The sequence below is a fragment of the Streptomyces sp. AcH 505 genome, from assembly GCF_000818175.1.
GTDB lineage: Bacteria > Actinomycetota > Actinomycetes > Streptomycetales > Streptomycetaceae > Streptomyces.
Map to the genome: position 1 here is coordinate 6,090,644 of NZ_JTIY01000001.1, position 11,279 is coordinate 6,101,922.

Genomic DNA, 11,279 nt, shown 5'->3' on the forward strand with positions numbered 1-11,279 from the left:
GGCGCGGGGCGGCAGCCGCCCCCGTACGCCGGACGAGAGCGTCCCGCAGAGCGGCGCCGTGGGCGTACCGAGGCGCTGGCGGCGCGCTCCCGCGCCCGCGGGGGAGGCGTCGGGCGAACCGATCCCCGGCTGACCCCCGACGGTGCCCTAGGCCGACTGCCGTACCACCAGGGTGGGTTCGAATATCACCGACGTGACAGGCCGGTCGGGGCGGGCGAGCCGGTCGAGCAGCAGCCGTCCCATCTCCGCCGCCATGTCCTCCACGGGCTGGCGCACCGTCGTCAGCGGCGGCCGGCAGGCGGCAGCGGCGCTGCTGTCGTCGAAGCCGATCACCGCGACATCCTCCGGCACCCGCTTGCCGTGCTCGCGCAGCACATGGCAGGCGCCCACGGCCATCAGATCGTTGGCGGCGAACACGCCGTCCAGGTCGGGGTGTTCGGCCAGCAGCCGCTCCATGGCGGCCTCGCCGCTCTCCTGGGTGAACCGGCCCTCGGCGATCGGGATGTACGGATGGCCCTGGCGCGTCATCGTGGAGCGGAACCCGGCGAGCCTGTCCTGACCCGCGGGCACGTCGAGCGGGCCCGTGATGGTGGCGATCCTGCGGCAGCCGCGCTTGACCAGATGTTCGGCGGCGATCCGCGAACCGTCCTGGTGCGCGAGGTCGACGTAGCTGATCCGCACCGGCCTGGCGGGACGCGCGTACAGCACGGCGGGCAGCCCCGCCTCGGTGATCATGGCGGGCAGCGGGTCCTCGGCGTGCGTCGACACGACGAGAGCGCCGTCGGCGCTGCCCTGGCGCATATACGAGACGATCTCCTCCCGGGCGCGCGCCGTCTCGGCGAACATCAGCACGGGGAACATCCCGCGCGGCCGCAGGTAGTTGACGACCCCGGTCACCACCCGGCCGAAGAACGGGTCGGAGAAGACCTCGGCGGTGAACGAGTCGCTGCCGCCGTCCGGCGCGCCCAGATCCGCGTCGCTCCCCTCGCTGTCCCGGTAGATGCTGCTGCCACCCGTGGGGTCGTCCGGATCGGGATCGGCCCCCGCACCAGAGACGACCAGCGCGATCGTGTCGGCCCGCCGGGTCACCAGGGAACGGGCCGCCCGGTTGGGTGTGTACCCGGTGCTGGCCACGGCCTTGCGCACCGCGTCCGCTATCGTCGGGTCGACATTCCGGACACCGTTGATGACACGCGAGACCGTGGCGCGGGAGACACCTGCCGTCCGCGCCACATCCTCCAGGGTGGGTGCGCCGGTCGAGCGCACGTCTTCCGTCATGACCGCATTTATAGCATTAGAGGAGAGCGCTCTCCGTGGTCGCCCCTGGTGACAGCGGCAACGGCGCCGAAGCGGTCACCACGCCGGTGAGCGGCAGGTCCCCGGCCGAACGGCCCCCGAGCAGAAGGAACTCGCCCGGCTCGCTCTCCCAGCGATGCCGCTCCGCCGACCAGTGGGCCAGCGCCCTGGCCGGCACGTGTACGACGGCGACGGCCTCCTCGCCGGGCTCGGCGCTCACCGCCGCGTAGCCCACGAGCCGCCGCATCGGCCGCTCGACAACCGAGTCGGGTCTGGCCAGATAGAGCTGTACGACCTCGCGTCCGCGCCGCCGCCCGGTGTTGCGCAGCGTCACCCGCACCTCGAACCCGTTCCCCTCGGCCACCGCCGCCGGCGTCTCCATCGACTCGTACGACCAGTTCGTGTACCCGAGCCCGTGACCGAACCAGTGGGCGGGCGGGGTGCCGGCGCGCAGCCAGGCCGCGTACCCGATGTGCGGGCCTTCCCGGTAGCTGAGCCGGCCCTGCTCGGGCTCCGTGCGGAGCACCGGCACGTCGCGCTGGGCGGCCGGCCAGGTGGTGGGCAGCCTCCCGCCCGGCTCGGCCCGTCCGAACAGCACGTCGGCGAGACCGTGCCCCGCCTCCTGACCGGGGAACCAGGCGAGCAGCAGGGCCGGTGCCGGGACGCCCTCGGGGAGCAGCACGGGCCCACCGGAGTTGACGATCACCACCGTGCGTTCGTTGGCCTCGACCACGGCCCGGATCAGCTCGTCCTGGCCGTCCGGCAGGGCGAGCGTCTCGCGGTCGCGCCCCTCGGACTCGCTCTCCTCCGTCGTACCGACGACGACCACGGCGACATCGGCGGCCCTGGCGGCTGCCGTGGCGGCGGCCAGTGCCTGCGCCGCGTCACCGGCGGGCCGGGCAGCCGCCAGGATCGTGGCCACCCCCGAGCCGGGGTCCAGCCGCCGCCGGGCGACCACCTCCACCTCGTCCCCCGCGGTCAGTTCGGCGCTCGCGCAGCGGTAGGGCGGCGCCACATGGACCCGGGTCGGATCGTCGGTGTCCAGCGGGAAGGTCCCGGTGAGCAGCGTCTCGCCCGCCACCGACAGCGAGATCAGCCCCCAGCCGCCGACGGCGAAGGTCCAACTGCCGCTCTCGTCGGGCCGCAGCAGCGCCCGGATCTCGACGGTGCGGGAACCGGGCGGCACCAGGGCGGGTTCCACGATCCGTCCCGACAGCCGGTGCTCTGCGTGGAGTTCGCCGCCCGCCTCGTCCAGCAGCCGTACGAGGACGCCCGGTTCACCGTCGCGCGGGTCCCGTACGACCGACCGCTCCAGCGGCCTGGGCAGCCGGCCGGCCGGCAGTCCCGGCGTATGGATCACCTCGGCCGTGTCGCGCAGCGCGTGCACGATGCCCTCCAGCGGAGAGACGACCGACTCGGGGAACACCTCGGCGCTGCCGCCGCCCTGGATACGGACGGCCGTGGCATGCGGCCCGATGACGGCGACCGAGCGCAGCGCCGCCGGGTCGAGCGGCAGCAACTCGCCTTCGTTGCGCAGCAGTACGGACCCGGCGGCCACCGCGCGGCGCAGCAGCGCGCGCTGGTCGGACGGCGCGCTGACCGGATGCCATACCAGCGGGGGCTCGTTCCGGCCAGGGGCCAGGGCGCCCACCCGGTCGGCGAGCCGCAGCAGTCTGCGCACCTTGTCGTCGACGGCCTCGGGCGGGACGAGTCCCTTCCTGGCCGCGTCGAGCAGTCCGGCGGACCAGGGACTGTCGGGGCCGCCCATCGCCAAGTCCTGTGCGGAGCGCGCCGTGTCGAGCAGGGAGCGCACGGCGCCCCAGTCGGAGACCACGGGCCCCGCGAAGCCCCACTCGCTCTTGAGCGGCCGCCGCAGCAGCGGCCCTGCCGCCATCGTCACGCCGTTGACCTGGTTGTACGAGGACATCACGGCCCAGGTGCCGGCTTCGACGGCCGCCTCGAAGGGCGCCAAGTACACCTCGCGCAGGGTCCGTTCGTCGACCTGGACGTCGACCGTGAGTCGGTCGGTCTCCGAGTCGTTGGCCACGAAGTGCTTCGGGGTGGCCGCCACGCCGCCGGACTGGATGCCCCTGATGAGCGCGGCGCCGATGCGCCCGGTCAGCAGCGGGTCCTCGGAGAAGCATTCGAAGTGCCGCCCGCCGAGCGGCGAGCGGTGCAGATTGAGCGTCGGCGCCAGCAGCACGTCGATGCTTTTGCGCCGCGCTTCGGCGGCCAGCAGCGCACCGAGCGCGGTGGCCAGTTCGTCGTCCCAGGCCGCGCCGACCGCCGTCGGCGAGGGCAGGACGAGGGAGGTGTCCCGCTCGTCCCAGGCGTCGCCGCGCACCCCCGCGGGGCCGTCGGAGAAGGCGAGAGGTCGCAGTCCGACGGCCGGCTCGGCGTGGGTCCGCCAGTTGCTCGCGCCGGTCAGCAGGCGCACCTTCTGCGCGAGGTCCAGTTTCTCCAGCAGATGGTCGATCTCTTCGTCAGTCATACCCAACCCCTTCTCCCACCCCTCGGAGAGCGCTCTCCGGCTCGCTTGGCCCAGACTCCCCGGACCGGGCGGGCGCTGTCAATGGCGGCAGGGACGGGCGGGCGGCCGGATGCCGGACATGACGGGCCGAGTGGCGAGAAAGAGCCAGACGGAGAGTGAGCCCTTGTCACGGTCCGTGCGCCGCGCCTAAGTTGGCCGATTGCGACATGTCCTACCTGTCAGTTGGGGGAGTGAACTCATGGCCGTAACCGGTCGGCACCGCAGATATCAGCCGAGCCGTATCAACCGCGCGTCGCTGACCGTCACGGCGGGCGGCGCCGGAATGGCGCTTCCCCTCATCGGCGCGGTCGCCGCGCACGCCGCGCCGGTCGACGTGTGGGAGAAGGTCGCCGCATGCGAGTCGACCAACAACTGGCACATCAACACCGGTAACGGCTACTACGGCGGCCTCCAGTTCACCCAGTCCACCTGGGAGGCGTACGGCGGCCGTGCCTACGCGGCGCGCGCCGATCTCGCCACGAAGGACCAGCAGATCGCCGTCGCGGAGAAGGTGCTCAAGGGGCAGGGCCCCGGGGCGTGGCCCGCCTGCTCGGTCCGCGCGGGGCTGACCCGTGGGGGAGACGCGCCGGACATCTCGACCGGCGGCCAGAAGGCCCAGGGCGGCGAGAAGGGCCAGATCGGGAACAAGAGCGCGGCCAAGCCCCGGTCCAGGCCGAAGAGCGAGACCAGGCCGAAGGCGGCGGCCGAACCGAAGAGCGAGGCCGAGCCCAAGGCCGAGCCGAAGAAGACCGCGTCGCCCACGCATGTGCCGACCCATCGCGAGGGCTACACCGTGGCCCGCGGCGACTCGCTCTCCGAGATCGCCGTCGACGAGCAGGTGCTCGGCGGCTGGCAGCGGCTCTACGAGGAGAACCGCGGCGTCGTCGGCAGCGACCCCGACCTGATCTTCCCCGGGCAGCGGCTCGTGCTGCGCGTCCCGGCGGACGGGAAGCCCGCCGCCCCGAAGGCCAAGTCGAAGGACAGGGCCGAGCCGGTCCCGACGACGAAGCCCAAGGCGTCGGAGCAGCACAAGGCGGCCGAGCAGCCCAAGAGCGTTCAGAAGTCGAAGGCGGCGGAGAAGCCGGCGCAGAAGGCCACGCCCAAGCCCGCCGCGCACACGGAGAAGCCGAAGGCGAAGTCGAGCGGGTTCACCGCCCCGGTGCACGCCTCGATCGGCACGCCGTACCACAAATCGGGCGGGTCCTGGTCCAGCGGCTATCACACGGGTGTGGACTTCCTGGTCCCCACCGGCACCTCCGTGAAGGCGGTCGGCGCGGGCGAGGTCGTCTCGGCCGGCTGGGCCGAGTCGTACGGCTACCAGGTCGTGATCCGGCATCCCGACGGGAAGTACAGCCAGTACGCGCATCTGTCGGCGCTCAACGTGCGCGACGGACAGCGGGTGAGCGAGGGCCAGCGGATCGCCAGGTCAGGAGCCACTGGCAACGTGACGGGACCGCATCTCCACTTCGAGATGCGTACGGGGCCCGGCTACGGAAGCGACATCGACCCCCTGTCGTTCCTGCGCTCCCACGGCGTCAAGTTCTGAACCGTCAAGCTCTGAACCGTCAAGGTCCGCACCGTCAAGGTCTGAAGCGTCCCGCTCCGAGCCGGCACGGTCCTGACGCGTCTCGGTGCGCACGGCGGGACCGGTGGCCCCGTCGGGAGGCGGGCCGACCGCACGGGGCGGCCGGTCCTCTGACGACGACCGGGACGCCGAACCCCGCGAGGCGCCGATCCGGTCCGTGGTGAGCAGGATCAGCCCGCCCGCGGCGACCACCCCGGAGCCCAGCGCCAGCACCGTGCCCGTCACTCCGTACCGGAACCCCTCGCCGAACAGGGTGATCCCGACGGCCGCCGCCACCACGGGGTTGATCACGGTTACCACGGCCAGTGGCGCGGCGAGTCCCGCCCCCCGGTAGGAGGCCTGCGAGAGCAGCAGCCCGGCAGCCGCGAGCACGGCGATGGCCGCCAGGCTCGGCACCTGCACGCCGGCCGCCGTCGAACGCCAGTCCTCGGCGACGGTCTTGGTGAAGACGGAAGCGATCCCGAACGCCACACCGGCGGCCGCCGCCAGCAGCACGCTGCGTACCGCCGGGCGGTTCACGACCTGCGCCGCGACGAAGACCACGGCCACGGCGCCGAAGGTCACGAGCGCCAGCATCAGCCGCTGTCCGCCGTCCAGGGAGTGCGAGTCGCTGCCCTCCGTCAGGGCGAGCAGCCCCGCCAGGCCGACCGTCGCCATGAGCGCGCCGCGCCAGGCGGTGTGGCCGGCCTTGCGGCCCACGAACAGCGCGGCCATCGGCAGCGCGAACACGATGGTCAGCGCGCCGAGCGGCTGGACCAGACTGAGCGGCCCGTAGGCGAGCGCCACCACGTGCAGCAGCGCGCCGACCCCGTTCAGGCCCACGGCGGCCCACCACACGCCGTGATGCAGGGGTGCGTAAGGGCGGGCCGGGGTGTCGGCGGCGACGCGCTCCTGGAGGATCGCCCCGGCCGCATAGGCGACCGCGGAGACCAGCGAGAGAAGCACGCTCAGCGCAAAGGCACTCATGTCTTCCACGATCTCTTGTCGATACGGATTCTGCGTCGTCCTGAAGAGGTCAATCGGTCGTACTGCCGTCGTAGTACAGGATGGGACCGGGCGTCCCCCCAGAGATGGTCGTCCGGCGCGCGAGGCGGAGTGGAGTGGCGTGGACAGGACCGATCCGGTGGACCTGGCGCTGGTCGCCACGGTGGGCGGCTTCTTCGCGCTGCGCACCGAGCCACCCCGCGAAGGCGCGCACATTCCACTGGCCCGGGTGTACGGAGGCGACACGGCGCCGCTCGCCCTGCGGATCGACCGGGTGGCGGCGCGGCTGCGGGCACCCGAGCGCAGGGTCGCCGCTTCGGTGACCCAGCTCGGCCTCGCCGCCCGGCTCTGGTCGGTCGCCCTCGGCAGCGCTGTGCTGACCGGCGCCGTGCCCGACCTCGACGCCCGCTCGCTGTACTGGGACCCCCGGCTGACCTCGCCGGACGACCTGTGGCTCGACGCGGGGCCCGCGCTGCCCGCCGGCCCGGAAACCGTGCGTGAAACCGTCCAGTTCGGCCATCTCGAACCACTCGCCGCAGCGGTACGCCGCGACGGGCCGGTCGCCGCGCGGCTGCTGTGGGGCAACGCCGGATCCGCCCTCGCCGGGGCCGTACGGGAACTCACGGGCTGGGCGGCCAAGGCCGGCCGGCCCGACGCCGCCGCGCTGGCGGCCACCTACGGAGCCGCCCTCTTCGACCACCCCGATCTGCGTACGACGGGCACCTGGAGCGAGGACGGCGGGTTCCGGCGGCGGAGCTGCTGTCTCTACTACCGCTGCCCCGGCGGCGGCCTCTGCGGCGACTGTGTCTTCAACCAGCCACCCGCACACTCTTCCGTACAGGACGTTTCCGGGTGACCATGGCAGGGCTGACGATCACTGGACGACGACGGGGGCATGGCGTGAAGGTCGGGCTGCTCACACGGGAGTACCCGCCGGACGTGTACGGCGGGGCCGGCGTCCATGTGGAGTTCCTGGCCCGCGAACTGCGCGCCCTCACCGATCTCCAGGTGCACTGCTGGGGCTCGGGCGACACGGTGCCGGCCGCCGAGGCGCCCGGCGTGACGCGGCACCGCGCGGCCGCGTCCCTCGACGGGGCCAACGACGCGCTGCGCACCTTCTCGGTGGACCTCGCGATGGCGGCGGCCGTCGAAGGGCGCGAGCTGGTCCATTCGCACACCTGGTACGCCAACCTCGCCGGCCATGTCGCCAAACTGCTCTACGGCATCCCGCACGTGGTGACCGCGCACTCGCTGGAGCCGCTGCGGCCCTGGAAGGCCGAGCAGCTCGGCGGCGGCTACGCGCTCTCCGGCTGGGCCGAGCGTACGGCGATCGAGGCGGCCGACGCGGTCGTGGCCGTCTCCAGCGGGATGCGCGCCGACATCCTCGGCTGCTACCCCGCCCTCGATCCCGACCGGGTGCATGTCATCCACAACGGCATCGACACCTCGCTCTACCGCCCCGACCACGGCACCACGGTCCTCGACAGGTTCGGCATCGACAAGGACCGGCCCTACGTGCTGTTCGTCGGCCGTATCACCCGCCAGAAGGGGGTGCCCCATCTGCTGCGCGCCGCCCGCGCGCTGGACCCCGGCGCCCAGCTGGTGCTGTGCGCGGGAGCCCCGGACACGCCCGAGATCGAGCGGGAGTTCCGCGAGCTGGTCGGTGAGCTGGGCAGCAAGCGCGACGGGGTGTTCTGGATCCCGGAGATGCTGCCGCGGCCCGAGGTGGTCCAGCTCCTCACCCACGCCGCCGTCTTCGCCTGCCCCTCGGTCTACGAGCCGCTGGGCATCGTCAACCTGGAGGCGATGGCCTGCGGCACCGCCGTGGTCGCCTCAGCGGTGGGCGGGATTCCCGAGGTCGTCGACGACGGACGTACGGGACTGCTGGTGCCGTACGACGAGCAGTCGCCCGAGGCTTTCGAGTCGGCGCTCACCGAAGCTTTCAACCGGGTGCTCGACGATCCGGAGTCGGCGGGCCGGATGGGGGCAGCAGGCAGGGAACGGGCCGTGCGGGAATTCGGCTGGGACCAGGTGGCTCGCCGTACGTACGGCGTTTACCAGGACCTGCTCAAGTCCTCATAGCCTCATAACGGGATCGCGAACAGTGGGAGCGGCGATGCGTGGTGGACCTTCCGTGCTCGGGATCGTACTGGCGGGCGGCGAGGGCAAACGCCTGATGCCGCTCACCGCCGACCGGGCCAAACCTGCGGTGACGTTCGGCGGCACGTACCGCCTGGTGGACTTCGTGCTGTCCAGTCTGGTGAACGGCGACATCATGCGTATCTGCGTGCTCACGCAGTACAAGTCGCATTCGCTGGACCGGCACGTCTCCACGACCTGGCGGATGTCGAGCCTGCTGGGCAACTACGTCACCCCCGTACCGGCCCAGCAGCGGCTCGGACCGCACTGGTACCTCGGCAGCGCCGACGCGATCCTGCAGTCCCTGAACCTCGTCCACGACGAGCGGCCGGACTACATCGCGGTGTTCGGCGCCGACCACGTGTACCGGATGGACCCGCGCCAGATGCTGAGCCAGCACATCGAGAACGGCGCGGGGGTCACCGTCGCCGGGATCCGGGTGCCGCGCGCCGAGGCCCCGTCGTTCGGGATCATCACCCCGGCCTCCGACGGCCTGCAGGTCGAGCAGTTCCTGGAGAAGCCCGCCGACCCGCCGGGACTGCCCGGCGACCCCGGCCATGTCTTCGCCTCGATGGGCAACTACCTGTTCACGACCAAGGTGCTGGTCGACGCCCTGTACCGGGACGCCGAGGACGAGAACTCGGTTCACGACATGGGCGGCTCCATCCTGCCGATGCTCACCGAGCGCGGCCAGGCCCAGGTCTACGACTTCAGCGACAACCACGTGCCGGGGGAGACCCCGAGGGAGCACGGCTACTGGCGCGACGTCGGCACGCTCGACACGTACTACGACGCGCACATGGACCTCATCTCGCCGCAGCCGATGTTCAACCTCGACAACAGACGCTGGCCCATCTACACCCACAACGACCTGCTGCCGCCTGCCCGGTTCGTCGCGGGCGGCATCGCCAGCGACTCGATCGTCGGCCCCGGCTGTGTCATCAGGGGCCAGGTGACCCGCTCGGTCCTGTCACCCGGTGTGGTGATCGAGGAGGGCGCCGTGGTGCAGGGGTCGGTGCTGCACGACAACGTACGGGTGGGCCGCGGCGCCGTGGTGCGCGGCGCGATCCTCGACAAGAACGTGGACGTACCGCCCGGCGCCGCCATCGGCGTCAACCCCGAGCGGGACTCCGCGCTCTACACCGTGTCGAAGAACGGCATCGTCGCGCTCGGCAAGGGCCAAGTGGTGGCCTAGATCGTGTCCGCGAAGTCTCGTCTGGCTCGCGATGCCTGGCACGCACGCTCGCGGCGTTGCCGACCTGCCCGAGTAGCTCCGCTACAAGGGCACATCGGCGCCTTGCGATCGCACGCACCAGCCCCCGCGAGCCCCGCCCGAAGGGCGGACGACGATACTTCGCGGACACTCCCCAGGGTCTCTCGGGTGGATCTTGCCGGGCTCGCGTGGGCCGGCACCGCGCCTCGCGGCGTTGTCGTCGGTCGGCGACGCTCCGCGTCGCCTCCCTCCTCCGCCTCGCGATCCACGACACCGGCCCAGGCTCCCTGATCCGGCCTGATCCACACGAAAGGCCCTGGCCCGTGAACGACGAGCGGATCGTCCAGGTGGGCGGCGTCGACCTGTGCCTACAGACCTTCGGCGACGCCGCGGATCCGGCGCTCCTGCTCGTCGCGGGCGCCGGGTCCGCCATGGACTGGTGGGAGGACGCGTTCTGCGCCCGGCTCGCGGCGGGGCGGCGGTTCGTCGTCCGCTACGACTTCCGTGACACCGGGCGCTCGGTGAGCTACCCGCCGGGTGCCCCCGGCTACACCTGGCGCGACCTGGTCGCCGACGCCGTGGGTCTCCTGGACGAGCTGGGAGTTCGGCGGGCCCACCTCGTGGGCGTCTCGATGGGCGGCGGCCTGGCCCAGGTCGTCGCCGTCGAGCACGCGGAACGGGTCGCCTCGCTCACCCTGATCTCCACCAGCCCGGCCGGGCCCGGCGGCGAGGGTCTGCCGCCGGTCTCCGACGAACTCGCGGCCGCCCTTTCCCGGCTGGCACCCCCGGCGGACTGGTCGGACCGGGCGGCGGTCGCCGACTTCCTGGTCGAGAGCCAGCGGGCGCTGGCAGGACCCGCGTCCTTCGACGAGCCGCGGGTGCGCGCGCTCCTCGACCGGGTGCTCGACCGGACGGCCGACATCGCGGCGAGCACGCTCAACCACCGGCTGATCGACGGCGGCGACCCGGTACGGGACCGGCTGCCGGGGATCACCGTGCCCACCCTGGTGCTGCACGGCACCGTCGACCCGCTGTTCGGCTACGGCCACGCCGAGGCCCTGGCCCGCGAGATCCCCGGGGCCCGGCTGCTCCCGCTGCCCGGTGTCGGCCACGAGATGCCGCCGGAGCGCACCTGGGACGTGGTCGTGCCCGCGCTGCTGGACCACACCGCGGGCTGATCAGCGTCTGCCGAGCGTGCTCTCCCGCTCCACCAGCCGGAACTCGGCGCGCAGCTCCCGCCCGCCGCCGGGCCCCGTCCCCTCGTCCGTGCCGAGCAGCCCCTCCACGACCGAGCGCACGGCGAGCCGCGCGATGGTCTGCTTGTCCGGGGAGATCGTGGTCAGCGTGACCAGACCGTAGCGGCCCTCGGTGATGTCGTCGAAGCCCACCACGGCGACGTCCTCGGGGATCCGCAGCCCGCGCTCGGAGAGCACCCGCATCGCGCCGATGGCGATCAGGTCGTTGTACGCGAAGACGGCGTCGGGCAGTTCGCCCGAGTCCAGCAGCCGGGCCATCGCCGCCGCGCCGTCCGC

The 11,279-nt window shown here is 72.6% G+C and carries 9 protein-coding genes; 5 read left to right on the forward strand and 4 right to left on the reverse strand.

What is annotated here, in order from left to right:
* Positions 1–147: 147 nt before the first annotated feature.
* Together HY68_RS27170 and HY68_RS27175 are read right to left on the reverse strand one after the other, a co-directional pair.
* Positions 148–1,278 (reverse strand): LacI family DNA-binding transcriptional regulator, encoded by a 1,131-nt coding sequence (locus HY68_RS27170; protein ID WP_041993584.1) that lies wholly within the window; start codon positions 1,276–1,278, stop codon positions 148–150.
* A gap of 16 nt (positions 1,279–1,294) precedes the next feature.
* A complete protein-coding gene (locus tag HY68_RS27175) occupies positions 1,295–3,787 on the reverse strand; it encodes a glycoside hydrolase family 3 C-terminal domain-containing protein (RefSeq protein WP_041993587.1) in 2,493 nt (830 codons plus the stop codon).
* Positions 3,788–4,025: 238 nt separating this feature from the next.
* Here HY68_RS27175 and HY68_RS27180 point away from each other — a divergent pair, with 238 nt between their 5' ends.
* Positions 4,026–5,372 carry a transglycosylase family protein gene (locus tag HY68_RS27180; RefSeq protein WP_041993590.1) on the forward strand — a complete coding sequence of 449 codons (1,347 nt, stop codon included), beginning with the start codon at positions 4,026–4,028 and terminating at the stop codon, positions 5,370–5,372.
* Here HY68_RS27180 and HY68_RS41100 read toward each other — a convergent pair.
* Positions 5,253–6,377: a DMT family transporter gene (locus HY68_RS41100; protein WP_107070133.1), complete on the reverse strand. Its 1,125-nt coding sequence runs from the start codon at positions 6,375–6,377 to the stop codon at positions 5,253–5,255. The two genes, HY68_RS27180 and HY68_RS41100, sit on opposite strands and share 120 nt — an antisense overlap.
* 157 nt (positions 6,378–6,534) lie before the next feature.
* Between HY68_RS41100 and HY68_RS27190 the strand changes: the two genes are divergently transcribed.
* The 4 genes from HY68_RS27190 (at position 6,535) to HY68_RS27205 (ending at position 10,925) form a co-directional block, all read left to right on the forward strand.
* Positions 6,535–7,251: a (2Fe-2S)-binding protein gene (locus HY68_RS27190; protein WP_041997285.1), complete on the forward strand. Its 717-nt coding sequence runs from the start codon at positions 6,535–6,537 to the stop codon at positions 7,249–7,251.
* Positions 7,252–7,295: 44 nt separating this feature from the next.
* On the forward strand, positions 7,296–8,477 hold the full coding sequence (gene glgA, locus HY68_RS27195; protein WP_041993594.1) for a glycogen synthase: 1,182 nt from the start codon (positions 7,296–7,298) through the stop codon (positions 8,475–8,477).
* 34 nt (positions 8,478–8,511) lie between these two features.
* Positions 8,512–9,729: a glucose-1-phosphate adenylyltransferase gene (gene glgC, locus HY68_RS27200; protein WP_041993596.1), complete on the forward strand. Its 1,218-nt coding sequence runs from the start codon at positions 8,512–8,514 to the stop codon at positions 9,727–9,729.
* 341 nt (positions 9,730–10,070) lie between these two features.
* A complete protein-coding gene (locus tag HY68_RS27205) occupies positions 10,071–10,925 on the forward strand; it encodes an alpha/beta hydrolase (RefSeq protein ID WP_041993598.1) in 855 nt (284 codons plus the stop codon).
* Here the strand turns inward: HY68_RS27205 and HY68_RS45525 are convergent.
* On the reverse strand, positions 10,926–11,279 hold a 354-nt coding region (locus HY68_RS45525), incomplete at its 5' end, for a substrate-binding domain-containing protein (RefSeq protein WP_041993602.1).

Coding starts and splice junctions, on each gene's coding strand:
- HY68_RS27180 (WP_041993590.1), top strand. CDS start 4,026: ATGGCCGTAACCGGTCGGCACCGCAGATATCAGCCGAGCCGTATCAAC.
- HY68_RS27175 (WP_041993587.1), bottom strand. CDS start 3,787: ATGACTGACGAAGAGATCGACCATCTGCTGGAGAAACTGGACCTCGCG.
- glgC (WP_041993596.1), top strand. CDS start 8,512: ATGCGTGGTGGACCTTCCGTGCTCGGGATCGTACTGGCGGGCGGCGAG.
- HY68_RS27170 (WP_041993584.1), bottom strand. CDS start 1,278: ATGACGGAAGACGTGCGCTCGACCGGCGCACCCACCCTGGAGGATGTG.
- HY68_RS41100 (WP_107070133.1), bottom strand. CDS start 6,377: ATGAGTGCCTTTGCGCTGAGCGTGCTTCTCTCGCTGGTCTCCGCGGTC.